The sequence below is a fragment of the Roseburia sp. AF42-8 genome (assembly GCF_003435965.1).
GTDB classification, from domain to species: domain Bacteria; phylum Bacillota; class Clostridia; order Lachnospirales; family Lachnospiraceae; genus Roseburia_C; species Roseburia_C amylophila.
In genome coordinates, this window is the sequence record NZ_QTVB01000031.1 from 1 (window position 1) to 23,464 (window position 23,464).

At 41.7% G+C, this 23,464-nt stretch carries 23 protein-coding genes; 21 read left to right on the forward strand and 2 right to left on the reverse strand.

Features of this window, described 5'->3' with window-relative positions; genetic code table 11:
- The 9 genes from DW059_RS11505 to DW059_RS11545 all read left to right on the forward strand — a co-directional run.
- Window positions 1-240 (forward strand): hypothetical protein (locus DW059_RS11505; protein ID WP_207659161.1); only part of this gene is annotated, 240 nt, incomplete at its 5' end.
- A gap of 220 nt (window positions 241-460) precedes the next feature.
- Complete coding sequence (gene spoIIID / locus DW059_RS11510; protein ID WP_117698893.1) at window positions 461-721, forward strand: sporulation transcriptional regulator SpoIIID; 261 nt, start codon at window positions 461-463, stop codon at window positions 719-721.
- 70 nt (window positions 722-791) lie between these two features.
- The gene (locus DW059_RS11515) at window positions 792-1,778 is read left to right on the forward strand and encodes a LacI family DNA-binding transcriptional regulator (protein WP_117698894.1); all 987 of its coding nucleotides are present in this window, start codon (window positions 792-794) and stop codon (window positions 1,776-1,778) included.
- 302 nt (window positions 1,779-2,080) lie between these two features.
- Window positions 2,081-3,397, forward strand: a complete 1,317-nt coding sequence (locus tag DW059_RS11520) for an ABC transporter substrate-binding protein (RefSeq protein ID WP_117698895.1) — start codon at window positions 2,081-2,083, stop codon at window positions 3,395-3,397.
- 130 nt (window positions 3,398-3,527) lie between these two features.
- Window positions 3,528-4,370, forward strand: a complete 843-nt coding sequence (locus DW059_RS11525; protein WP_117698917.1) for a carbohydrate ABC transporter permease — start codon at window positions 3,528-3,530, stop codon at window positions 4,368-4,370.
- Window positions 4,367-5,182, forward strand: a complete 816-nt coding sequence (locus DW059_RS11530; RefSeq protein WP_117698896.1) for a carbohydrate ABC transporter permease — start codon at window positions 4,367-4,369, stop codon at window positions 5,180-5,182. Before DW059_RS11525 ends, DW059_RS11530 begins: the two co-directional genes overlap by 4 nt.
- Before the next feature lie 12 nt (window positions 5,183-5,194).
- Entirely contained in the window at window positions 5,195-8,329 is a 3,135-nt protein-coding gene (locus tag DW059_RS11535; RefSeq protein WP_117698897.1) for a glycoside hydrolase family 2 TIM barrel-domain containing protein, read from the forward strand.
- A complete protein-coding gene (gene gtfA, locus DW059_RS11540) occupies window positions 8,313-9,731 on the forward strand; it encodes a sucrose phosphorylase (RefSeq protein ID WP_117698898.1) in 1,419 nt (472 codons plus the stop codon). Before DW059_RS11535 ends, gtfA begins: the two co-directional genes overlap by 17 nt.
- 29 nt (window positions 9,732-9,760) lie before the next feature.
- Window positions 9,761-10,720 carry a carbohydrate kinase family protein gene (locus tag DW059_RS11545; RefSeq protein WP_117698899.1) on the forward strand — a complete coding sequence of 320 codons (960 nt, stop codon included), beginning with the start codon at window positions 9,761-9,763 and terminating at the stop codon, window positions 10,718-10,720.
- A 2-nt stretch (window positions 10,721-10,722) separates the two neighbouring features.
- Here DW059_RS11545 and DW059_RS11550 read toward each other — a convergent pair whose 3' ends face one another.
- Window positions 10,723-11,268 (reverse strand): putative ABC transporter permease, encoded by a 546-nt coding sequence (locus DW059_RS11550; RefSeq protein WP_117698900.1) that lies wholly within the window; start codon window positions 11,266-11,268, stop codon window positions 10,723-10,725.
- 162 nt (window positions 11,269-11,430) lie between these two features.
- Here DW059_RS11550 and guaA point away from each other — a divergent pair, with 162 nt between their 5' ends.
- The gene (gene guaA, locus DW059_RS11555) at window positions 11,431-13,005 is read left to right on the forward strand and encodes a glutamine-hydrolyzing GMP synthase (RefSeq protein ID WP_117698901.1); all 1,575 of its coding nucleotides are present in this window, start codon (window positions 11,431-11,433) and stop codon (window positions 13,003-13,005) included.
- Between the two features lie 177 nt (window positions 13,006-13,182).
- Here the strand turns inward: guaA and DW059_RS11560 are convergent, their stop codons facing one another.
- Window positions 13,183-13,743: a helix-turn-helix domain-containing protein gene (locus tag DW059_RS11560; protein ID WP_117698902.1), complete on the reverse strand. Its 561-nt coding sequence runs from the start codon at window positions 13,741-13,743 to the stop codon at window positions 13,183-13,185.
- Between the two features lie 217 nt (window positions 13,744-13,960).
- Between DW059_RS11560 and DW059_RS11565 the strand changes: the two genes are divergently transcribed.
- The 11 genes from DW059_RS11565 (at window position 13,961) to DW059_RS11615 (ending at window position 23,189) form a co-directional block, all read left to right on the forward strand.
- Window positions 13,961-14,140, forward strand: a complete 180-nt coding sequence (locus DW059_RS11565) for a DNA-binding protein (protein ID WP_008374033.1) — start codon at window positions 13,961-13,963, stop codon at window positions 14,138-14,140.
- A 20-nt stretch (window positions 14,141-14,160) separates the two neighbouring features.
- Window positions 14,161-15,261 (forward strand): site-specific integrase, encoded by a 1,101-nt coding sequence (locus DW059_RS11570; protein ID WP_117698903.1) that lies wholly within the window; start codon window positions 14,161-14,163, stop codon window positions 15,259-15,261.
- The gene (locus tag DW059_RS11575) at window positions 15,245-15,568 is read left to right on the forward strand and encodes a plasmid mobilization protein (RefSeq protein WP_117698904.1); all 324 of its coding nucleotides are present in this window, start codon (window positions 15,245-15,247) and stop codon (window positions 15,566-15,568) included. The genes DW059_RS11570 and DW059_RS11575 overlap by 17 nt, the downstream gene beginning before the upstream one ends.
- A complete protein-coding gene (locus tag DW059_RS11580) occupies window positions 15,565-16,737 on the forward strand; it encodes an AAA family ATPase (RefSeq protein ID WP_117698905.1) in 1,173 nt (390 codons plus the stop codon). Before DW059_RS11575 ends, DW059_RS11580 begins: the two co-directional genes overlap by 4 nt.
- A 100-nt stretch (window positions 16,738-16,837) precedes the next feature.
- Window positions 16,838-17,071 (forward strand): complexin-2, encoded by a 234-nt coding sequence (locus DW059_RS11585; protein ID WP_117698906.1) that lies wholly within the window; start codon window positions 16,838-16,840, stop codon window positions 17,069-17,071.
- Between the two features lie 74 nt (window positions 17,072-17,145).
- Window positions 17,146-17,385, forward strand: a complete 240-nt coding sequence (locus DW059_RS11590) for a hypothetical protein (protein WP_117698907.1) — start codon at window positions 17,146-17,148, stop codon at window positions 17,383-17,385.
- A 169-nt stretch (window positions 17,386-17,554) separates the two neighbouring features.
- Window positions 17,555-18,847: a plasmid recombination protein gene (locus DW059_RS11595; RefSeq protein WP_117698908.1), complete on the forward strand. Its 1,293-nt coding sequence runs from the start codon at window positions 17,555-17,557 to the stop codon at window positions 18,845-18,847.
- A 290-nt stretch (window positions 18,848-19,137) separates the two neighbouring features.
- Window positions 19,138-20,097 carry a helix-turn-helix domain-containing protein gene (locus DW059_RS11600; RefSeq protein ID WP_117698909.1) on the forward strand — a complete coding sequence of 320 codons (960 nt, stop codon included), beginning with the start codon at window positions 19,138-19,140 and terminating at the stop codon, window positions 20,095-20,097.
- Between the two features lie 202 nt (window positions 20,098-20,299).
- Window positions 20,300-21,103: a DUF3825 domain-containing protein gene (locus DW059_RS11605; RefSeq protein ID WP_242986228.1), complete on the forward strand. Its 804-nt coding sequence runs from the start codon at window positions 20,300-20,302 to the stop codon at window positions 21,101-21,103.
- A 465-nt stretch (window positions 21,104-21,568) separates the two neighbouring features.
- The gene (locus DW059_RS11610; protein ID WP_117698910.1) at window positions 21,569-22,663 is read left to right on the forward strand and encodes a TIR domain-containing protein; all 1,095 of its coding nucleotides are present in this window, start codon (window positions 21,569-21,571) and stop codon (window positions 22,661-22,663) included.
- A 19-nt stretch (window positions 22,664-22,682) separates the two neighbouring features.
- Window positions 22,683-23,189 (forward strand): NUDIX domain-containing protein, encoded by a 507-nt coding sequence (locus DW059_RS11615; RefSeq protein ID WP_117698911.1) that lies wholly within the window; start codon window positions 22,683-22,685, stop codon window positions 23,187-23,189.
- Window positions 23,190-23,464: the final 275 nt, after the last annotated feature.

A 23,464-nucleotide genomic window follows, 5' to 3' on the forward strand; every position in this document is an offset into this window, starting at 1 on the left:
CGAGAAATAGTAGATATGAAAGAGAATATCATATATCTGATGGAAAACTATATATTCAAGAAAACGGAGAAACATCTTGGGCAGATAGTAGGAAATAGTAGATATGAAAGAGAATATCATATATCTGATGGAAAACTATATATTCAAGAAAACGGAGAAACATCTTGGGCAGATAGTAGATATGATAGATCTTGGATTGCTTCGGATGAAGAAGAACATAGATTCTATATAAATATTTAGAAGAATTGGATAAAGAAGAGCTAGATTAAGGAGAGTAAAAAAAGAGCGAAAGTTTTACTAATATTACTTGGCAGTGTAATATATGAATTTAGCTATATGAAAAATCGGAAAGAGAACGGCTAGTTTGCTGGTAATATTTGCCTTGGACTGTGTAAAAAGCCATACATAAAAGCAAATCCTCTGCATACAATGTAAAAACAAGTATTGCAGGGGATTTTCTTTGAAAAGCTATATAGAAGAAAGAGCCGTAGAAATAGCCAAATACATTATAGATAACAATGCGACAGTGCGTCAGACCGCAAAGCAGTTTGGAATCAGTAAGAGCACGGTACATAAGGACGTAACAGAACGTTTATCCCAGGTGAATCCGACCCTGGCGCGGGAAGCAAGGAAAGTGCTGGATGTCAATAAGTCGGAGCGTCATATCCGTGGGGGACTGGCAACGAGAGAAAAATATCTTCATCAGCATATGACTGGTTGATATGTCATGTTGACATAATGATATAAAAGTGCTATCGTTATAGTAATAACCAAGGAGAAGGGAGACAATTTTGAGTACGTTAAAGGATGTGGCAGAACGGGCAGGGGTAACTGTTACGACTGTTTCGAGAGTAATTAATAACCGTGGATATATCAGTGAGAAGACCAGGCAGAAGGTATATGATGTCATGAAGGAGATAGGCTATCAGCCCAATGAGGTAGCCCGTTCTCTTTCAAAACAGCATACCAGCACGATTGGCGTAATCGTACCGCATATCGTTCATCCGTATTTTGCAAAGCTTTTAAGCAATATTGAATCAGCGGCAGCAGCAGAGAATTATAAAATGATTGTCTGCAATTCCAAGGAGGAGCGCAGCAACGAACGGAAATATGTAGAGATGTTTAAGAGTAATCAGGTGGCGGGAATTATATTGTGCAGTGGAACGGTAAGTGCCAATGAATTCCTGAACCTGAATATTCCAATTGTTACCATAGAGTGTGATGATGCATTGGGGGACTGCAATATTCAGTGTGACAACTATATGGGCGGAGTGCTTGCCACAGAGCATCTTGCTAAATGCGGATGTAAAGAAATTGTACATTTCAGTGGAGTAGAGCGTCAGGTGATGCCGGCAGACAGACGTTGTGTAGGTTTTCGGGAAGTCTGTGAGAAATATGGAATCCGGCATCATGAAATAGAGACAAGCGAGGCATCCTACAGTGTGATGGAATATCTGGAAAATATCAAGCAGACACTGCTGAAATATCCGGAAATGGATGGGATTTTTGCCAGCAGTGATGTTATTGCAGCCCAGTCCATTCAGGCATGCAGTGCTCTTGGAAAGCGGGTTCCGGAGGATGTGCAGATTGTAGGTTTTGATGATGTCAATATTGCAACATTGGTAAATCCGATGCTGACAACCATCCGGCAGCCGATTAAGGAAATGGCACAGTTAGCAGTGGATGCTATCTTAAAAAAACGCGGTGGCGGCGTAATGCCGGCGAAGGTGGTACTTCCGGTCAGCCTTATGAAGCGCGGTACAACAAAAGAAAAGTAATAGATTGACAGAAATAATAAGTAAATAAAAGAATAAATGATAGTTCCTGGTTCGTGTTCCTCGGTTGACATGAATTAAGAACTATTTTTTGTGATAAAACCGGATAAATTGGTTAATATTAGTGCATTATGAACAAAAAATAGGACGCTATCTTGTGAAAATCTAACATTTTGTATGTTAACCGCTTGACATTTTGCAAAAGAGGTATTATATTGGTAATGTAATCAAGTGAAACGCGTTCACGATAAGAAAATATAAGGAACGAGGAAGAGATACTTTTTACAATGACAGGAGGAAGACAAATGAAGAAAAAGATTTTGGCTGCAATTCTTACTGCAGCAATGACAATTGGAATGGTTGGATGTGGTTCCACCAGCAGCTCTGATAATGGAAACAATTCCGCTTCAAATACCGAAGCATCTTCAAACGAACTGACCGTTTGGTGCTGGGATGCAACCTTTAATATTCCGGCAATGGAAGAGGCAGAAAAGATTTATCAGAAAGACCATCCGGATGTAAACGTAAATGTAGTAGAAACATCCTGGGAGGATATTCAGACCAAGCTTACAACAGCAGCAACCTCTGGACAGACCGATACACTGCCAGACATCATTCTTATGAATGACACTGCTTTATTAAATAATGTAAAGAACTATCCGGACTTATTTGCAGATTTATCTGATTCCGGAATCGATTTCTCCAAATTTGCAAGTTATAAAACAGCAATTGGAACAGTAGATGGAAAGAATTACAATGTACCATTCGACAGTGGTGTAACCGCATTATATATTCGTACCGATGTAATCGGTGAAGCTGGTTATTCTATCGATGACTTTACCGATATTACATGGTCCAAATTCATTGAACTTGGTGAAGATGTATTAGCAAAGACCGGAAAACCATTATTAAGTGCACAGGCTGGTGGACCTGACTTACTGATTGCAATGTTAAGAAGTGCAGGAGACAGCATGTTTGATGAAGACGGTAATCCGAATTTTGCAGGAAATGATGTAGTGGCAGAAGCTGTAGAAGATTATGAGACCATGGTTGACAAGGGAATTTTAGTAGAAGTAAATGACTGGGATCAGTATATCGGAACCATTAACAACGGAACAGTAGCAAGCGTAATCAATGGATGCTGGATTACAAGTACCATTCAGGCACAGGAAGATCAGTCCGGTGACTGGGGCGTTACTACAATGCCAAGACTGGACAATGCTCCAAATGCAACCAACTACAGTAACAATGGTGGTGCAGGATGGATGGTTATGAATGACTCACCAAACAAAGACCTTGCTATCGATTTCTTAAAGAACACATTTGCAAGCAGCACGGAGCTTTATGATACTATTCTTCCTACTACCGGTGCAGTAGCAACCTACCTTCCGGCAGCAGAAAGTGATGCATACTCACAGGAAAATGAATTCTTCGGTGGCGATAAGATTTATGAGAAATTTGCCAACTACGGTGCTGAAGTACCGGCTATCACATTAGGCCAGTACTGGGAGGAAGCAAAATCCGCACTTGGAACAGCACTTACCCAGATTCAGCAGGGACAGGATATTCAGGAAGCGTTAAAAGAAGCAGATGATACTGTATCATTTGCAATGAGCGAATAAATTAGCATTAGCACTTTACAAACTGCCTGCATAGCAGCTGCTGTGCAGGCAGAATTTTCAAGAAGAAGGGAAAGCTGTAAAGTCGATACGAATTGGAGGTACAACAGTGAAAACGAAGAAAAGAAAGATTATGGGATGGACATTCGTAATACCGGCATCGATAATGATTGTCATATTCAATTTCGTGCCGATGATACAGTCCTTTATTTTATCCTTAAAACGCGGAAGCGGAACGAACATGACTTTTACTGGACTTTCTAATTATAAAAGAATGTTTCAGGATAAAATTTTTAAAATGACATTAAGCAATACTTTTATTTATCTGATCTTAGAAGTAGCAATCATGCTGGTGATGGCAATGTTCTTGGCATCACTTTTGAATGATAAGAGATTAAAAGGAAAATGGTTTTTCCGCCTTGCAATTTTCTTACCATGTACTACTTCCCTGGTATCGTATTCCATTATTTTCCGTTCCCTTTTCTCTGTGGACGGATTCATCAATACGATTCTTACGAATCTGCATCTGATTGCATCTCCAATCAACTGGCTGGGAAATACCTGGACCGCACGAATTGTAATCGTACTGGCATTATTGTGGAGATGGACCGGTTATAATATGATATTTTTCCTGGCAGCATTGCAGAATATTGACAGTTCTATTTATGAAGCAGCAGTTGTAGATGGAGCCAATGCATTCCAGAAGTTTACTAAGATTACAATCCCGATGCTTCGTCCGACAATTTTACTGACAGCAATTATGTCAACCAATGGAACCTTACAGCTCTTCGATGAGTCCATGAATATTACCAATGGTGGACCGGCAAATACGTCCATGACAATATCCCACTACATATACAATTTGTCTTTTGCAGGAAATCCAAACTTTGGATATGCATCTGCAATTTCTTATGTAGTATTTATTCTGGTGGCAATCCTTGCCTTTATTCAGATGAAAGTAGGTGATGAGAAATGAGTAAAAGAAAATTCGTATATTTCTGGAAATATGTATTCCTGATTCTGGTCGCAATCATTTCCATCTTCCCAATGTACTGGATGATTGTCAGTGGAACCAATAAAAGTGTGGATGTCATTGCAGGAAAAATTCTTCCGGGCAATTACCTGATGGAAAACTTAAAATCTCTTCTGGATACAACGGTTCTTTCACAGGCAATGTGGAATTCCATCCGGAACGCAGTGGTTTCCATGGTTTTAAATGTATTTGTCTGCTCACTGGCAGGTTATGGATTCGAGAAATTTCATGATAAATACAAAAATAAAATTATGTCCATCCTATTACTTTCCATGATGGTACCGACTGCTGCAACTGTAATTCCGCTGTTCCGTATGTTTGGAAAGATGGGACTTTTAAATACAACCGTTGGATGTATTTTACCGACCGTTTCTACTGCATTTATGATATTCATGTTCCGCCAGGCAGCAAAATCATTTCCGGATGAAATCATTGAAGCAGCCCGGATTGATGGAGTAGGTGAATGGGGCATTTACTTTAAAATGTTCTTACCGATTATGAAATCTACCTACGCAGCAGCAGCAATCGTAAGCTTTATGAATGCATGGAACAGTTATATGTGGCCGTTGATTGTATTACAGAATGAAAATTCCAAGACTATGCCGATTCTGGTATCTGGACTGACTGCACGATATACCATTGATTATGGAAGCATGATGCTTGCAGTCACGATTTCTACAATTCCGATGTTGATTATATTCTTCGTATTACAGAAGAACTTTGTAGAAGGAATTACTGGTTCTGTAAAATCATAAAGGAGAAGAGCTATGGAATTTAACGAGAATGTAATTTATGAGCCAGACTGTTTTGCAATCCGGCGGATGCCGGCACATTCAGACCATGGATATTATGCAACCGGAAAAGAGGCAGACGCTGGGGAAAGCAGTTTTCTCACCAGCCTCAATGGCAGATGGAAATTTGCATATGCCAATAACTTAGCGGAAGTCATAGAGGGCTTTTATTGTAAGGATTATGACAGCAGCAACTGGGATGAGATTATGGTGCCTTCTTCCATCCAGCTTTTTGGTTATGGAAAATTGCAGTATGTGAATTCCCAGTATCCATGGGATGGAAAAGAAGCTGTCCGTGGCAAAGAAATCCCAAAGAAATATAATCCGGTAGCAATGTATGTGCATTCTTTTGCAGTGACCGGAGAAATGTTAAAGGACCGGTTATCCCTCCGGTTTGATGGTGTGGAAAGTGCTATGGCACTCTGGGTGAATGGCAGATTTGCAGGCTATAGCGAAGACTCTTTTACCCCGGCAGAATTTGATATCACAGAATTGGTCTGCGAGGGAGAAAATAAGCTGGCGGCAGAAGTCTTTCACTTCTGCACCGGAAGTATTTTAGAGAGTCAGGATTTCTTCCGGATGTCTGGAATCTTCCGCGATGTGACACTGCGTCGTATGCCGGCACATCATATCTATGATTTGAAGGTAAGCCAGCAGTTTCAGGATAATCTGACAGAAGCAGTTTTGAAATTGCAGTGGAAGGGTGTACCGGAACAGGAAGACCAGCCGGCACAGGAAAACTGGCAGGAGAAAGAGCCGGTAGGAGCCGGTGCAGATACCTGTTGCAAGCTGCATATTTCCTTATACAATGATAAAAAGGAATGTGTTGTAAAGACAGAGACAGTTTATACAGAAGCTGGAACAGAGTTAAAAATAACAGCACCAAAGCTTTGGAGTGCGGAGGAGCCGAATCTTTATACCTTATATATAGAAGTAACAGACTCCGATGATACCGTAACAGAAGTAATAAAACAGCGCATTGGATTCCGGCATTTTGCTATGGAAAATGGCATCATGTGCCTGAATGGAAAACGTATTGTATTCCGTGGTGTAAACCGCCATGAATTAAGCTGTGACCATGGAAGAAGTATTACAAAAGAAGAGATTCTTCATGATCTTCTTATCATGAAACAGAATAATATCAATGCAGTGCGGACTTCACATTATCCAAATCAGAGTTATTTCTATGAACTTTGCGATGAATTGGGGTTATATGTGATAGACGAGGCGAACCTTGAGTCCCATGCGGATTGTTTCCTTGCAACAGTAGGAAAGGCACCGATGAGTGAGACGATACCGGGCAGCAAAGCAGAGTGGAGAGAAAATGTCTTAGACCGCGCTAACTCCATGTATCAGCGGGACAAGAACCATGCCTGCATTTTGCTTTGGTCCTGCGGAAATGAGTCCTGTGGCGGAAGCAATTTATATGAAATGTCAGAGTTCTTCCGGAAAAATGATTCCGAACGCCTGGTGCATTATGAGGGCATTACCTTTGATGATACTTATCCGGATACTTCTGATGTGAAGAGCTTTATGTATGCTCCGGCGGAAAAACTGCGGAAATATTTACGAGAGAGTGAAGTCTCTGTCAATGAAAAGATAAAACCGGTAATCAGTTGCGAATATATGCATTCCATGGGCAATTCCACCGGTGGAATGGACGAATATATCCGGCTTACAGAAGAAGAACCACGTTATCAGGGTGGATTTATCTGGGATTTTATTGACCAGAGCTTTTATCTTGTCAATAAAAAGGGCGAGAGATATTTAGCCTACGGTGGAGATTTCGGAGACCGTCCGAATGATGGAACCTTCTGTGGAAACGGACTTCTCTATGCTGACCGTAAGGTGTCTCCAAAGATGCAGGAAGTAAAATTCCAGTATCAGAGTGTAAAGCTTTTGCCGGAGGAAACAAAGGTTATTGTAAAAAACGAAAATTTATTTATTTCTTTGAAAAACTATATATTAAAAGTTGTTATTGCAACAAAAGACGGCGTATGTGCAGAGAATGCTTATGAACTTCAGGCAGCACCACAGGAAGAAGAGACGATAGATATCAGCAGCCTTTCCAAGGGGCTTAAGATAGCCGGAGAATTTACGGTGACCGCCTCCTTACTTACCAAAGAAGATACTGCATGGGCGAAAGCCGGATATGAGCTTGCCTTTGGTCAGTATGTAGGAAAAAAGGAAGCTCCGGAAGAAGTAATCAGAGAAGCAGAAGATTTTGAACTGGTTGATGGACTTATGAATATCGGCGTGAGAGCAGGCAATATAAAAATGCTTTTTGCAAAAGAAGGTGGCGGACTGACCTCTTATCAGGTAGAAGAGAAAGAATTTATCGTATCCGTTCCAAGACCGAATTTCTGGCGGGCACCGACAGACAATGACAAAGGAAGTGGAATGCCGCTACGTTGCGGATGCTGGAAGACAGCCAGCATGTATGCAAAAGCAATGCCGGCAGAGCTGAAAGAAACAAAGGATGGTGCAGAGATTTCTTATGTATACCGTCTCTTTGATGCGGGAGAAAACATTCCGGGAAATGAGTGCAGGGTGACTTATGGTATCAGAAAAGACGGAGCACTCACCATCCATATGGAATATGAAGCCAATGAGAAGATCAAGACTCATGAAATGCCGGAATTTGGTATGCTTCTTCGAATCCCGGAGCAATATGATAAAGTAACTTACTATGGATACGGTCCGGAAGAAAATTACTGGGACCGCCGTCAGGGCAGCAGACTTGGAAAATTCCATTTTTCCGTAAAGGAAAATCTGTCAGAATATCTGGCTCCGCAGGAAAGCGGTGGACGCAGTGGTGTCAGAGAAGCAGTAATCGAAGATGAGAATGGTTATGGACTTCGGATTAGTGCAGAAGAAATGGATTTTTCAGCGTTGCCATATACACCGCATGAACTGGAAAATGCCAGACATCTTTACGAGCTGCCGGATAGTGAATATACGGTTCTCCGTCCATCCCTCCATCAGATGGGAGTTGGCGGCGATGATAGCTGGCTTTCCAAACCACATCCGCAGTACCGGATGGAACAGCCGGGAAAATATGAATTTACATTTACAATAAAAGGAGGGAAGAAACTTGAAACTGACAAATAAAATTATGCTGATCACTTATGCAGACAGTCTTGGAAAAAATCTTTCTGAATTAAAAGAAATGTTAGAAACTTATTTTCATAAGGCAGTAGGTGGCGTACACATTCTTCCGTTCTTTCCGTCCTCGGCAGACCGGGGATTTGCACCGATGCGTTATGACATGGTAGACGAGCAGTTTGGAACCTATGAAGATGTACGCAAAATTGGAGAAGAATACTATCTGATGTTTGATTTTATGGTCAACCACATTTCCAGACAGTCTCCGTATTTTAAAGATTTCTTAGAGAAAAAGGATGCATCGGAATATAAGGATTTTTTCATCCGATACAAGGATTTCTGGGAAAACGGAGAACCGACAGAAGAACAGGTAGATTTGATTTATAAAAGAAAACCAAGAGCACCTTATATTGATGCGGACTTTGCTGACGGAAGCAGCGAGAAGGTCTGGTGCACCTTTGGGGAAGAGCAGATTGATTTAAATGTGGAATCTAAAGCTGTTCAGAAATTTATAGAAGATACACTGGAACTGATGTGCAGTAAAAATGCTTCCATTATCCGGCTGGATGCATTTGCTTATGCCGTAAAGAAAGCGAATACAAGCTGTTTCTTTGTGGAACCGGAAATCTGGAATCTCCTGCATCGAATTGAAGCAATCGTAAAGAAACATGATGTGATAATTCTGCCGGAAATTCATGAGCATTACAGTATTCAGATGAAAATTGCCAATCAGAATTTCTGGATTTACGATTTTGCACTTCCGGTGCTGGTATTAAACGCCCTTTACTTTGGAAAGGGAACTTATCTTAAGAAATGGCTGGAAATGAGTCCGAAGCATCAGTTTACCACGTTAGACACCCATGATGGAATCGGAATTGTGGATGTGAAAGATCTGATGCCGGATGAAGAGATTGACCGCACAAAGGAAATGATGTTCTCCGAAGGAGCGAATGTCAAGAAAATCTATAATACGGCAGCCTACAATAACCTTGATATTTATCAGGTGAATACGACTTACTATTCTGCACTTGGAAATCAGGATGATGCTTATCTTCTTGCCCGTGCAATCCAGTTCTTTGCACCGGGAATTCCGCAGGTCTACTATGTAGGCATGCTGGCAGGCAGCAATGACCTGGAGCTTTTGGAAGCAACAAAGGAAGGTAGAAATATTAACCGCCACTATTATTTGAAGGAAGAGATTGCAAAAGAAGTAGAGCGTCCGGTGGTAAAGAAGCTTTTGAAATTAATGGAATTCCGCAACAGCCATCCGGCATTTGATGTGGAAGGTGATATTGCAGTAGAACTTCCGGAAGAGGGACTGCTTGAGATTCGAAGAAGCAGCGGAGCAGATTATGCAGTATTAAAGGCAGACCTTGTGAAGAAAACATTTACCATTGAACATAGTTAGAAAATGGTGAAAAGAGGAAGGCAGATCAGATGGAGAAAAAACTGTATGCAATCGGAGAAGCACTGATTGATTTTATTCCGCAGGAAAGCGGCAGACCTATGAAAGATGTCCTTGGATTCTGCCCGAAAGTAGGTGGTGCACCGGCGAATGTATGCGGTGCATTTACCAGACTTGGTGGTAAATCTGAGATGATAACGCAGCTTGGAGATGATCCTTTTGGCGATAAAATTGAAGAAGCATTGGAAGAAAACGGAATCGGAACCAGTCATGTACTTCGTACAAAAGAGGCAAATACTTCACTTGCTTTTGTGGCTTTAAAGGAAGATGGTAACCGTGAATTTTCTTTTTACCGGAAGCCGGGAGCCGATATGCTTTTTTCAAAAGAAGAAGTAGAAGCGGATTGGTTTAAGGATGCTTATGCGTTGCATTTCTGCTCCGTTTCGCTGGGAGATTTTCCAATGAAGGAAGCACATAAAAAGGCGATTGAAGCCGCAACAGAGGCTGGTGCAATTATAAGCTTTGACCCGAATCTCAGGTTTGCACTCTGGGAAAATCCGGAAGATTTAAAGAAAGCAGTGCTGGAATTCCTCCCATTGGCACATGTATTAAAGCTTTCGGATGAGGAACTTTATTTCTTGACCGGCGAGGATTCGATTGAAGCAGCAAAAGAAAAACTTTTTGTAGGAAATGTTTGTCTCCTTATTTATACCAGGGGAGCAGATGGAGCAGAGTGTTATACGAAGAAAGCAAAGGCACAAAGCAAGGGAGAGAAAGTAAAGGCGGTGGATACCACCGGAGCCGGGGATGCATTTATCGGCTCCTTCCTGTATCAGCTTTATAAAGATGGTGTGACGGAAGCAGATTTGCCGGAACTGACTTCGGATAAGATGGCAGTATACCTTGATTTTTCTAACCGCTATTGTGCAAAGAGTGTACAGAAAGCCGGAGCCATTGCCTCTTATCCAACCATGGCTGAAATGGAAGAATAAAATTAAGAAAACGTGATATTGTGCCCGGAATTGGGAAAAATCAGTGCGGCGGCACAATCAAGAAGAAATGCCAGTATCAGCAGCGTAAGAAAAATGCGTTGCAGGGGTACTGGCATTTTTCTCCATAAATGAGATGCAATCCGTGCAAACACACAGACCCAGAGCACACCGGCAGTGCCAAATCCCAATGCAGAATAAAGACAGATATAACCGCCAAGCTGCAGTGGATAATCGTGATAATCCCAGTAACGCAGGTGGAAAACTTGGGCGAGGAACCATCCGATAAAAAGTTCTACGAAAGAGCCGAGAAGCGCTGCAAGAAAAAAGACTTTGACAGGATGCTTCTGAAAGCGTCTTAAAATAAGCAGCATCAGGACAGCACCCACACCATAGACTGGAAGCCATGGACCATAGAGAAAGCCACGGTTACAGAAAGTCCCATCCTGCACATAAAAAAGCAGCACTTCCCACAGGTATCCAAGAAATGCTCCCAGAAAGAAAAAGAAAATATATTGTGTGATGGATTTAATCAGATAATCTTTACGCATACAGGGAGTATTTCCATATAATAAAGAATTATGTGCTGCCCCAAATAACAACTCAGAATATCTTGCGAAAACAAAATAGGGCTTGTCTTTCCAGGGTGGCTCAACTATAATAAAATTTAGACGCTGGGCGAGTCTCAGCAAAAATTAGGAGGAAAAACGTCCATGGATAAGGAAAAAGTTATTGTCATTGATTTTGGCGGACAGTACAACCAGCTGGTTGCAAGACGTGTCCGTGAATGCAATGTATATTGTGAAATATATTCTTACCGCACGGATATCGAGACAATCAAAGCGATGAACCCGAAGGGAATTATCCTGACCGGAGGCCCAAATAGTTGTTATGAGGCAGATTCACCAACTTACAGGAAAGAGCTTTTTGAACTTGGTATTCCGGTTTTAGGACTTTGCTACGGCGCACAGCTCATGATGCATGTGTTGGGCGGCAAGGTAGAAAAAGCACCGGTTCGCGAATATGGTAAGACAGAAGTAATGGTAGATAAGAATTCACCATTATTCCAGAATGTAGAAGAAAAGACCATTTGCTGGATGAGCCATTTTGATTATATTTCAAAGACAGCACCTGGTTTTGAAATCGTAGCACATACTGCAGACTGCCCGGTGGCAGCCGCAGAAAACCGTGAAAAAAATCTCTATGCCATCCAGTTCCACCCGGAGGTACTCCATACCAAAGAGGGAACCAAGATGCTCCACAACTTCGTGCGTGGTGTCTGTGGCTGTGCCGGAACATGGAGAATGGATTCCTTTGTGGAAAATACCATCAAGGAAATCCGTGAAAAAGTCGGCAACGGAAGAGTGCTTCTGGCATTGTCCGGTGGAGTGGATTCTTCTGTGGCAGCAGGTCTTTTATCCAGAGCAATCGGAAAGCAGCTTACCTGCGTATTTGTTGACCATGGCCTTCTTCGTAAAGACGAGGGAGATGAAGTGGAAAATGTATTCGGACCGAACGGTCAGTTTGACTTAAACTTCATCCGTGTAAATGCCCAGGAGCGTTACTATAACAAGCTTGCCGGAGTAACAGAGCCGGAAGCAAAACGTAAAATTATCGGTGAAGAATTTATCCGTGTCTTTGAAGAAGAAGCAAAGAAAATCGGAGCCGTTGATTTCCTGGCACAGGGAACCATTTATCCAGATGTGGTAGAAAGTGGTCTTGGCGGAGAATCCGCTGTCATCAAATCCCACCATAACGTAGGCGGTCTTCCGGAATATGTTGATTTCAAGGAAATTATCGAGCCATTGCGTAACCTTTTCAAAGATGAGGTTCGTAAAGCCGGTCTTGAACTTGGAATTCCGGAGCATCTGGTATTCCGTCAGCCATTCCCGGGCCCGGGTCTTGGTATCCGAATCATCGGTGAAGTCAATGCTGAGAAAGTTCGCATCGTACAGGATGCCGATGCCATCTACCGGGAAGAAGTGGACAAGGCAGTAGCTGCTTACAAGAAAGAAAATGGCGAAGCTCCATCCTGGATGCCGAACCAGTATTTCGCAGCCCTTACCAATATGCGTTCCGTTGGCGTAATGGGCGACGAGAGAACCTACGACTACGCAGTTGCACTGCGCGCCGTAAATACCGTCGATTTCATGACCGCCGAAAGCGCAGAGATTCCATTTGCAGTACTACAAACAGTAATGAGCCGAATCATCAACGAGGTACGCGGGGTAAACCGTGTATTCTATGATCTGACGAGTAAGCCACCTGGAACGATTGAGTTTGAGTGATGAAATGGACTTGAAAAAGCCTTTATTTATGTGGGATGCAAGCAAATTTATTTAAGTGTTGGCAACGATTTGGCAACATTTCGGGTATCACTCACTGAATAACAGAATACTTCAATAACAGAAAAACCTTGCTGATTTTCAGATATGAAGCTGAAAGTCGGCAAGGTCTTTTTATGCTTATTTCTGCTTTTTCTTTTTAGACGCTTTCTTTTCTTCTTTCTCGATTTTCTGAAATTCTTTGACAAGCATATCACTGACCGCCTGCGAGGGAACACTCACCCAATGTCCAGAGGTGTCAAGTTCTGGGTACTTGTATCGCCACTGGTCGTATTCTTCTCTGCTAATCTCGCCCCGCTCCAGCTTGGCAGATTGTTCCTGCCATGCGTGGAACATTTTGAACATGGAGGAATAGGTGGAATAGTCGGACTTGTCAAGGCACAGGCAGATTTCCCCGTCAATCTCTTCGATTTTCAGTCCATACATATCTTCCAATGCAAAAAGCGTGTGCATAAGCCCGATATAGCTGTCAATCTCCGGGACTGTGATTGCTCGTGGGCTTACATCAAAGATATGTGCCATTTCTTTTACAAGGTCTTGCTTCGGCGTTCTGGCTTCTGATTCATACTGCGCCATACGGACATCAGAGGTCTTTCCGAGAAAACCGAGGATTTCGCCTAACTGCTTTTGCGTCATGCCTTTCCGATTACGGAAAAAGCGGATTCGTTTGCCGATTGCCATAATAAAACCTCCGTTGTAGTTATAGTGATACAACCATTCTTGACTTAAACATTTCTGTTGAATTTAGTATAACATGGTGCAATAGGAATAGCAAGAGGAACTTAAATAAAAAAAGTTAAGATTTTTCTGCAAACCACTTGACTTAACGGAAATTATTTAGTATCATGGATATAACTTAAACAAAAACAGTTAAATTGAGAAAGGGGAGGATAACGGAATGGTAGAAAAATCATTTATGACTGTGGAGGAAGTGGCAGCGGAACTGCGGGTGTCAAAGTCAAAAGCCTACCAGATTGTGCGGGAACTGAACGCAGAATTACAGAAGCAGGGCTATCTGACGGTGGCTGGTCGTGTGAACGCTACATTTTTTCATAAAAAGGTCTGTTACAGCGATTAAGCGGAAAGGAGATGATTTGAATGGCTGTATACAAAGACAATGCTACGGGAACGTGGCGGGTAATCTATCGTTTCACGAACTGGAAAGGGGAGCGGAAGCAGACCCAGAAACGGGGATTTGCTACGAAGCGGGAAGCACAGGCGTGGGAGCATGAAGCCATGCTGAAACAGAGTGCAAAGCTGGATATGACGTTTGCCAGCTTCTTTGAGGTTTATGAAGCCGACAAGAAACAGCGTGTCAAGGAAAGCACATGGGAATCCAAAAGCCATGTAATCCGCACAAAGATTTTACCATATTTCGGAAATCGGAAGATAGCGGAGATTGAAGCAAAGGATATTATCGCATGGCAGAATGAACTCATGGCGTATCGGGACGAGAAAGGGAAGCCTTATTCGGCGGATTATCTGAAAACCATACACGCCCAGCTTACAGCGATTTTCAACCATGCTGTGAACTTCTATAACCTGCCCTACAATCCGGCAAGGCGGGCTGGCACAATGGGAAATGAGGTTCCGAAAGAAATGGACTTCTGGACGAAAGAGGAATATTTGAAATTCTCCGAAGCCATGATGGATAAGCCACGCTCCTATTATGCCTTTGAAATGCTTTACTGGTGCGGAATCCGCTCCGGCGAACTGCTGGCGCTCACTCCGGCTGATTTTGATTTTCAGAAGCAGACGGTCACAATCAGCAAGACATTTCACCGATCTAAAGGGCGGGACATTATTACAAGCCCGAAAACAAAAAAGAGTAACCGTACAATCAAAATGCCGCCATTTCTCTGTGAGGAAATGCAGGAATATATCAAAATGCTCTACGACATTCAGCCGGACGAGCGGCTGTTTATGGTCACAAAATCCTATCTCAACCATGAAATGGAGCGAGGGGCGAAACAGGCGGGTGTAAAAAAGATTCGCGTGCATGATATTCGACATAGCGCGGTTTCCCTGCTAATAGACATGGGATTTTCGGTGTTGGCGATTGGGGAGCGCATGGGGCATGAAGCGGAGAAAATCACTTACCGCTACGCCCACTTGTTTCCTACGGTGCAGACGGAAATGGCGGAAAAATTGGAAATGGAGCGAATGACAAAGGAGGACGCAAATGGAAAGAATACTTGATTACAAAGGGCGGTGGCGCAATCATACAGTAGCGTTCCGGGTATCAGACGAGGAAGCGAAGCTGCTTAACGATTTGGTGGCGCTGTCGGGATTGACAAAGCAAGACTACATCACAAGGCGGCTGCTGTGCCGGGACGTGGTGGTACAGGGCAATCCGAGGGTGTATAAGGCGCTGAAAAATCAAATGGCAGCTATCCACGAAGAATTGAAGCGGCTGGAAGCATTAAGCCCGGACAATGACGAACTGCTCTACACGTTGCAGGTAATCGCAATTACATTAGACGGTTTGAAAGGAGAAGATGAATGACAGAAACAAGAAAAACGACTGCTCCCGTATCATCTGTTGGCGCAGATGGGGCGCAGCCGATTATCAAAAATCACAATGAAATTATAGCAAATGAAACAGCACAAATCAATCTGCAAGCCTCCGAAAAGTTGTCCACCGGACAACTTTCTGGACGCATGGCGGCGAATATCCCGGAAAAATCCGGGAGCGGCAGGCTTCAAACCGTTTCCATGACGGAACTGTATGATACCGTCTACCCGCCGAGAACGCCGGTTGTAGATGGATTCCTCTATGGAGGGACTTACCTTTTTGTGGGTGCGCCGAAAGTTGGAAAATCGTTCTTTATGGGGCAGCTTGCCTATCATGTGGCAATGGGGCTTCCCCTGTGGGATTATCCCGTCCGAAAGGGGACGGTGCTGTATCTGGCACTGGAAGATGATTACGCAAGGCTTCAGCGGCGGCTCTCCGGTATGTTCGGTGTGGAATGTGCGGATAACCTGTACTTTGCGACACAGGCAAAAACCTTGAATGAGGGCTTAGACAGGCAATTAGAGGAATTTCTGAAAGAGCATACAGACGCAAGGCTGATTATCATTGACACGCTCCAGAAAGTGCGTGAGGTTGGAGGGGACAGGTACAGCTATTCCAGCGATTACGAGATTGTGACAAAGTTAAAATCGTTCAGCGAAAAATACGGTATCTGCCTGCTGGTGGTTCATCACACACGCAAGCTGGAATCCGAGGACAGCTTTGATATGATTTCCGGCACAAACGGACTGCTTGGAGCGGCAGACGGAGCGTTTATCGTGCACAAGAAAAAGCGCACTGACAACGAGGCGGTCATGGATATAGTGGGGCGTGATCAGCCGGATCAGGAACTGACCATAGAGTTTGACCGGGAGCGTTGCGTCTGGAAATTCAAAAAGGCAGAAACGGAACTGTGGAAACAACCGCCGAATCCTCTGCTGGAAGCAATCAACAATTTTCTGACAGAGGATAAGCCGGAATGGGAGGGGACGGCAACAGAACTTGTGAGCCAGTTGCCGGATATGCAGATACAGGCAAACGTGCTTTCCAGAAAGCTGAATGTAGTCAATAGCCAGTTGCTTAATGACTATGGAATTTTCTATGACAATAAGCGGGGGCATGAAAGGAAGATTATTCTGAAACGACTTGAACCGAGAGAGTAAAAGCGACGATATGCGTCGGTTGCGACGGTATTTTTTACAGTAGGCTGCTATAGAAAATATCGACGCTATCGACGCAAACCGACGCAGAAAGGATGAAGTGATGAAAAACGTGCAAATCCCTTATGAGTTATTTGTATCTCTGCTCTGCTATCATCTAATGGAAGATAATGATTGTCTGAATGAAATCCGGCAGGGGTTGGAACAAAAATTGGATTCGCTGGTGCGCCATGAATTATATGCGAAATATAAGACTGCGCCCACACAGGAAGAACGGGAAAAAGCCAGGCAGGAATATCTGGAAAAACGTGGAGTGCCGGACAGCTTTCGCTGGTAGTTTTCCTTTGATGATAACAGACAGGAGCGTGTCACGCTCCTGTGGATATCAGACAACGAGAAAGGTGTGATTTGATGATAATTCAGCCGGACTGGGGAACTCGGAACGTGAACAAATATTTTTACGAAAGTGAAGCCCGGAGGATTGCCGCACTCAATGAAATCTTTGGAGATGTGGAACTGACTGCGGCAGAAATGCAGACGCTGGTATGGCTTGCTGGGTGGGAGGAATGTACGGTAGAAAACGTACTTTCGGCTATCCGAAAAGCTATGGCGGCGGAAGCAAAGCGGCGGGAACAGCCGTCCCGTCCGTAGGGCGGAAAAGCCCTCGGCAGAGCGCAAAGGCAGCTTTTGATGGACGGAACGGCTGTCAAAAGTGCTTTTGCGTTACTTTCGGCGAAAGTAACAAAGCCTATGCGCCGTATCCGGCGCTGATTACCCGGACAGGGAGAAAGGATATTGATTGAAGCGAACAATCAGTTTTATGACAGGAAAAGGCTCTGTCAACCATAACAGCAGAAAATTCCATGCAAAGAATACTGACCCGGAGAGAAGCTGTCTGAACGTGGAATACTGCAACGAAAACGTTAAGGATGTATATCACGAATTGTTTGATGAAGCACTCACCCGGTACAATGAGAAGCAGACCAGAAGTGACCGCCGGATTGACGATTATTATGAGAAAATTCGTTCCGGCAAGCAGGAAAAGCCATTCCATGAAATCATTGTGCAGATAGGCGATAAGGACAATATGGGGGCGAAAACAGAGGACGGACAGCTTGCGGCAAAGGTGCTTGATGAATATATGCAAGGTTTCCGGCAGCGCAATCCCACTTTAAGAGTATTTGCTGCCTATCTTCACATGGACGAAGCAACGCCCCACTTGCATATAGATTTTATACCGTATACGACAGGAAGCAAGCGAGGGCTTGATACAAGAGTTTCTCTGAAACAGGCGTTATCTGCTCTCGGATTTAAAGGCGGAACAAGACGGGAAACGGAATTAAATCAGTGGGTGTCTTATGAGAAAGAACAGCTTGCCGCTGTCATGCTGGAACATGGAATTGAGTGGGAGAAGAAAGGCACACATGAGAAGCATTTAACTGTCTTGGATTTTGAGAAAAAGGAACGGGCAAAGGAAGTCGCAGAATTGGAAGCGAGAAAAGTGGAATTACAGGAAGAAAACGCTACTTTTCAAGAAATCAACGAAGATTTGCATGAACAGTTGTTACAGGTTGATGATGAGATTCGTTCCTTACAGGAAGATTTACAGGAGTCCCGGCAGGAAGCAGAGAAAGCGCAGAAACAGGCGGACAAATACCAGAAGCGCATGAATGAACTTGCTCCTATGGTAAAGAACATGGAGAAGCTGGCGGCAGACTTTTCCGCAGATCCGGAGCAGACACTTCCAGAAGCAGCGGTTATGGAATCTGCAAAGTCGTATCGGGAGAAGAAAGCAAAACCGCTGGTAAAGAAAATCGTACAAGTCATGCGCTCTGTTTATTCAGCATATCTGGATATTTCAAATAAGTTTACAAAGCTGCAAGCGGCATATAACAGGGAACGGAGAGGAAACGAGCGGCTGACAAACAGGTTGGAAGTAGTCTTGGAGGAAAATCGGGAACTAAGAATAGTGGCGGCAGATTTTGAACGTGTGAAGGCGGTGGTCGGCTCTGAACAAGTAAATGCTGTCATTAACCGGGCAAAGCAACAGGAACAGATAGAAGCCGAGCAGAAACGGGCTGCAAAGAGAAAACATAATCGGGAAGCCCGCTAACAGGCGGAGGGCTGCTTAAAGCCCTCTTAGCTGCCATGGAGTGAATCCCCGCCAGTTAGTCAAGAGCGGCGTAGCCGTTCAGTTTACTCTTGACTGGCTGGTGGGGATTTGCTATTTGTTATTTAAAATAACATGGATAATTGAGCGAGTATCTGGTAAAATGACCTTGCAATACAAGAAAATTTAATTAGACAATCGTGTCTAATGGCGAAAATAGGGCATTTCTCGCTTTGTGTCGTGTTTTGCTGTTGACATTTATGGTAATGTGCAAGTGAAAGGAGGGGAAAAGAATGGATACGAAAAAGATAGGAGAATTTTTAAAGGTGCTTCGTAAAGAACGAGGATTAACACAAGAAGAGCTTGCAGAAATTCTTCTTGTATCGGGAAGAACGATCTCTCGGTGGGAAACAGGAACTAATATGCCAGATTTAAGTATCCTTATCAAAATGGCGGAGTTCTATAATGTAGAAGTGAAAGAAATTTTGGACGGAGAAAGGAAAAGCGAGAATATGGATAAAGAATTGAGAGAAACATTATCTAAAGTGTCAGACTATAACAAACTGGAAAAAGAGAGGGTAACAAAAGCCGGAAATATTGCATTTGGTCTAACCTTTGCTATTTGTGCGGCTGTGATAATCATTCAGCTTCTCATGGTGGGAGAATTGGCGATTGTGGCAGGAGAAACTGCTGTTTTGCTTGTTGGTGGAGCAGCTTATATTGGAGTGATGACCTATAATGGAGTTTGGGAGACAGGTTCCAGATTCAAAAGTACGCCATTTACAGATGCGTTGATATCTGTGATATGTGCCGGAGTATTTGCGGTAGCATTGGTTATTTGCTATATCAGATTAGGTGCAACAACGTCTCAAGCGGTTCATAGCGCACTTATATTTTTTGTGGGAATTGCTATAGTTGGTTTTGGGGTATTGAGAATACTGGCTTGTATCAATCATAAAAGAAGAGAAAAAAGTATGCCAGATAATGAGGCTGTACTGGTTAAAGAGCAACAGCCTGTAAATGTATTTATAGCAGACGGAAATATGCAGGCGGAAATGATAATAAGTACATTGAAAGATAACGGTATTATGGCATACGGACAGGATTTAGGAGACGCCGGATTTGCGTCTGTACGTTATGGCATGGGCAGAGGTATTGATGATAGGATTGCAATTATTGTACCCAGTAATAAAGCGGATAGTGCAAAGCAAGTGATAAAGGAAATGGGGCTGGGGCAGAATGTTACGCATTAGGCGTTCTGAAAGCCTTATTTTTCAAAGGATTTCAGAGATGATAAAAGGTGTTGCGATATTTTATATCTAAATCTCCGAAAATGGGATTCTATTGCGTAACATTTCAAAAATAGGTTGTTAATCTGCGAGGATTTGCTATAATAAGGATGTAGAAATGGTTGCGATAGACTAAGCTGATTTTATTTTGAATGGAGAAAAATATATGCGTCTTAAGGATTGGAGTTTTTTGGGCAATTATGAATTTTTTACAAATAGATTGCAAATGTTGGCAACGAATGATTTACCGGCTGAAAAATGGAGTTATGCAGGAAAAGAAGATTTTGGTATCTTGAAAAATTATCTGTATTTTACTTTTGAAAAATTGTGGAAAGAACGAGAAGAAGTTCCTGACAGTGATAAGCAAAAGTATATTTATATGGATGATAAAGTGGGATGTTTTAATACAGGATTATATGATAAGACATGGCAGCCAATTTACTTTTATTGCATTAAAAATCCGATAGCTGGATTTCAAGAGTGGAGATTTACTGCGTTTTACAATAGTTACACGATAAAATTTACAGATATTCCTAATTCTGCTGCATTAGATTTGCAGAGAGCAAGTTATTTTGATGATCCAAGTGCGTTAATATATGATATTAAGTTAGACATCATTCCACAGTGGGATCATATATTGTATGACGAGGAAAATTTTTTGAGAATACCTGAACAGTTACGTGCTAATGGTAAAGAGTTTTGCCAGAATTTAATTGATGGGGCTATCAGGTCAGTTAAGAAGCGTATAGAAGCTAATTATAAAACGGTTGTTCCGCAATTATATAATGACAAAATTCAATTGTTAGCTCCTTTATACTTAACGAATCCAGATAAACCAGATTTAGCTTTGGTTTTATCTCTGAGTGATGATGGAACAGTCTATTATGGACATACATGCCTCACAACGGAAATGGCATATAATAATGCAAGGCTAATTGCTCGTCCAGACAGTTATTGGCTTCAGCCTTAAATATTAGTTGACTTTTTGATGAAAACTGGATATACTATATTTGTTAGGTAAGTTAGCTATATGGTTATGCATTACTAGATAAGATTGTATTTTGATAATTGTTGTGTAATGTTATGTTTGGGGCAATAATCTTTTAGGATTATTGCCCTAAAGTTTTAGATTGAGTGGCAACATTCTGGCACGGAAAATCAGCAAGCCAGAATAATTGATGTAATTGAAGTAAAAAGCGGCGTGTATTTGCATAAAACTTAAACAAATGCAGTTAATGGCAACGAGAGACACGCCGAGTTTGAATAATTGAAAATTTTATACAGAGTATTTTATATGGCAGGAGGTCTATTGATTATCTGCCATTACTTATTTTGGCGTAATTATTAGTATTGAAAAAGATTTTTTGTTGCCACAAATACTTGTTGAGGATATAATAAAAGAAAGTTCTTGGAAAAGGACAAAGGAGGGATAGATATGACAAAAGATAAACCTCAGATTTTTATTGCATCTTCAGTAGAGGGACTGGATGTTGCTTATGCGGCTCAAGAATTGTTAGAATATAATGCAGAGTGTACAGTTTGGGATCAGGGAGTTTTTGATCCGTCCTCATATACTATTCCTGATTTAATTGAAAGGTTAAAAATTACCGATTATGGTATTTTTGTTTTTTCAATAGATGATACAGCTAAAATCAGGGGGAAGGAGGAAGAAATTGTACGGGATAATGTGATATTGGAATTGGGTTTGTTTATGGGAGCGATAGGACAAAAAAATTGTTTTATTATAATTCCTGATGGTGATGAAAAAATTCATTTGCCAACAGACTTGGCTGGGATAACAATGCTAAAATATAATGCAAAAAGAAAAGATGGAAATTTAAAAGCTGCGCTTGGCCCTTCAATTAACAAAATTCGAAATGTCATAAATAAAAATAAGATAACTAAAAAAGTGATTTCAGAAGATGTAATCGAGCAAATTTATACAATAGGACTTAGTGCATTTTATTCTTCGAGAGATGACTATAGTAAATATCGAAAGCATGCATCGTCAATAGACAAGTACATAAACGGAGCAACAGAAAGTATTTGCATGGTAAGTATTACTTTGGCAACAGGAATACCGGTTGATGATATTTGTAGAGTATTTAAAATAAAATTAAAACATAATAAGAATTTTAGAGTAGTAATATCATTGCTAAATCCATATAATGATGAATTATATAGAACAATAATGCCTTTGTTTAAACAATCTGAAAAAACATTACAAGAAAATACAATCAGTGCTATAAAAACGCTAGTAAATTTTAGAAACTCTTTAAAGAAAGATGAACAAGACCGTCTTGTTATCAAGGTTCATCAAACATTGCCTTTTGGGAGTGCAATAATATTAGACGGTGATACTGAAAATGGAACAATTCAGATTGAAACGAAACCCTATGATGTTGGGATGCGAAAGAGTTTTGCATTTGAGATACAAAATAATAGTGGTATTTTTTATGAAACACTTAAACAAAGTTATTATAAATTAATTGATGACGGAATACTGTGGGATGAATTGCCGTTAAATTGAACGTGGAGGTAAAATATCAATGGTAGAGCATAGTGGTGGTATATTAGCTTATAAATATGTTGATGGGAAACTAAAAGTTATGTTAGCTCATCCGGGTGGACCATTTTGGGCGAAAAAAGATGAGGCTGCATGGTCGATACCCAAAGGCTTGCAAGAAACCGATGAAACCATTTTGAATACAGCAAAAAGAGAGTTTGAAGAAGAAACAGGTTGTAAGATCCAAAAAGATCTATTAGAACTTGGAACAATTAAACAGCCGAGTAAGAAACTTATTACGATTTTTGCAGTAGAGATGGAAATTGATGTAGATAAAGTAAAAAGTAATTTGTTTGAAATGGAGTGGCCTCCTAAATCTGGAAAAATTCAAAAATTTCCAGAAAATGATAGAGCGCAATGGTTTGCTATTGAAGAAGCCAAAAAGAAAATATTTAAAGGTCAAAAAGGGTTCTTGGATAAATTGGTTGAAATCTTAAAATATCAAGAAACTACGGAGGAAGAATATACACAGATGTCGCTATTTGACTAAAGAGATAGTGGTGGCAACATTTTGGCAACGGAAAATCAGCAAGCCAGAATAAATGATGTAATTGAAGTAAAAAATGGCGTGTGTTTGTAGAAAACTTAAACAAATACAGTTAATAACAGCAAAGAACACGCCGAGTTCGAATAACGGACAGAAATGCCGAAAGCCTGTATTTATGCGGGTTTCCGGCATTTGTTTTATCAAATGGCTCTAGTTTGGCTCTATTTGTGAGAGCAATAATGGCAAGAAAATAGATGAAATCTAATAAGGAGCATTAT

Excerpts from the sequence above, each read along its gene's own strand:
- DW059_RS11565 (WP_008374033.1), top strand. The coding sequence starts at position 13,961 with ATGGTAGAAAAATCATTTATGACTGTGGAGGAAGTGGCAGCGGAACTG.
- DW059_RS11615 (WP_117698911.1), top strand. The coding sequence starts at position 22,683 with ATGGTAGAGCATAGTGGTGGTATATTAGCTTATAAATATGTTGATGGG.
- DW059_RS11520 (WP_117698895.1), top strand. The coding sequence starts at position 2,081 with ATGAAGAAAAAGATTTTGGCTGCAATTCTTACTGCAGCAATGACAATT.
- DW059_RS11580 (WP_117698905.1), top strand. The coding sequence starts at position 15,565 with ATGACAGAAACAAGAAAAACGACTGCTCCCGTATCATCTGTTGGCGCA.
- DW059_RS11610 (WP_117698910.1), top strand. The coding sequence starts at position 21,569 with ATGACAAAAGATAAACCTCAGATTTTTATTGCATCTTCAGTAGAGGGA.
- guaA (WP_117698901.1), top strand. The coding sequence starts at position 11,431 with ATGGATAAGGAAAAAGTTATTGTCATTGATTTTGGCGGACAGTACAAC.
- DW059_RS11600 (WP_117698909.1), top strand. The coding sequence starts at position 19,138 with ATGGATACGAAAAAGATAGGAGAATTTTTAAAGGTGCTTCGTAAAGAA.
- DW059_RS11550 (WP_117698900.1), bottom strand. The coding sequence starts at position 11,268 with ATGCGTAAAGATTATCTGATTAAATCCATCACACAATATATTTTCTTT.
- DW059_RS11535 (WP_117698897.1), top strand. The coding sequence starts at position 5,195 with ATGGAATTTAACGAGAATGTAATTTATGAGCCAGACTGTTTTGCAATC.
- DW059_RS11570 (WP_117698903.1), top strand. The coding sequence starts at position 14,161 with ATGGCTGTATACAAAGACAATGCTACGGGAACGTGGCGGGTAATCTAT.
- DW059_RS11595 (WP_117698908.1), top strand. The coding sequence starts at position 17,555 with ATGACAGGAAAAGGCTCTGTCAACCATAACAGCAGAAAATTCCATGCA.
- DW059_RS11545 (WP_117698899.1), top strand. The coding sequence starts at position 9,761 with ATGGAGAAAAAACTGTATGCAATCGGAGAAGCACTGATTGATTTTATT.
- DW059_RS11560 (WP_117698902.1), bottom strand. The coding sequence starts at position 13,743 with ATGGCAATCGGCAAACGAATCCGCTTTTTCCGTAATCGGAAAGGCATG.
- DW059_RS11525 (WP_117698917.1), top strand. The coding sequence starts at position 3,528 with ATGGGATGGACATTCGTAATACCGGCATCGATAATGATTGTCATATTC.
- DW059_RS11530 (WP_117698896.1), top strand. The coding sequence starts at position 4,367 with ATGAGTAAAAGAAAATTCGTATATTTCTGGAAATATGTATTCCTGATT.
- DW059_RS11605 (WP_242986228.1), top strand. The coding sequence starts at position 20,300 with ATGCGTCTTAAGGATTGGAGTTTTTTGGGCAATTATGAATTTTTTACA.
- DW059_RS11590 (WP_117698907.1), top strand. The coding sequence starts at position 17,146 with ATGATAATTCAGCCGGACTGGGGAACTCGGAACGTGAACAAATATTTT.
- DW059_RS11585 (WP_117698906.1), top strand. The coding sequence starts at position 16,838 with ATGAAAAACGTGCAAATCCCTTATGAGTTATTTGTATCTCTGCTCTGC.
- DW059_RS11575 (WP_117698904.1), top strand. The coding sequence starts at position 15,245 with ATGGAAAGAATACTTGATTACAAAGGGCGGTGGCGCAATCATACAGTA.